The organism is Oleiphilus sp. HI0061, from assembly GCF_001635675.1.
On the sequence record NZ_LWFE01000046.1, the window covers coordinates 1 to 622 of the forward strand.

A 622-nucleotide genomic window follows, 5' to 3' on the forward strand; every position below is an offset into this window, starting at 1 on the left:
CCTTTGAAGATTGGACTGATGTTCAATATGAAACGATGGAGGTGTACCCCTTCAGCTGGATATACTACTTATCGTTTATCTTTTTTACAGCCTTTGCATTTCTCAATATGGTAATTGGTATTGTCGTTAATGTGATGGAAGAAGAGCATGCTAAAGCGCGGCAAGAAAGTAAAAAGGATGAGCCAACTATTAGTGACCTTCAAGCTGAAATCTTAAGCATGAAACAGATGATTGTGGATCTTAAGAAAAACTAGAATAGCTGTGAATTTAGAACTAGACTTAATGACTATCGGTCACCTAGCTGGCTGATTGAATTAATTCGTAATTGAAGTTTGTGAGAGTGTAATGTCGGAAGGAAGTGAAGGCTTAAGTCGAAAGCAGGTTGAGTTTGCTAAGAGGGAGCAGGAAATTCTCAAAGCGGCGATCAGTTTGTTTGAGAACCCACATTGGGAAACTGTGACCGTTGAGCAGATTTCCAAAAAAGCAGAGATAGGCAAAGGGACCGTTTATAAGCATTTTACCTGTAAAGAAGAGATTTACGCTCAGATTTCAATCTCGTTTTTGCGTCGTATGCTGGCCTCTTACGAAGCGCTACCACCACATTCAGAAGCAATAGATATCA

At 39.9% G+C, this 622-nt stretch carries 2 protein-coding genes; both read left to right on the forward strand.

Annotated elements, in window-relative coordinates; all coding sequences use genetic code 11:
• On the forward strand, positions 1 to 254 hold a 254-nt coding region (locus A3735_RS00695), incomplete at its 5' end, for an ion transporter (RefSeq protein WP_197485553.1).
• 91 nt (positions 255 to 345) lie between these two features.
• On the forward strand, positions 346 to 622 hold a 277-nt coding region (locus tag A3735_RS00700; protein ID WP_156499281.1), incomplete at its 3' end, for a TetR/AcrR family transcriptional regulator.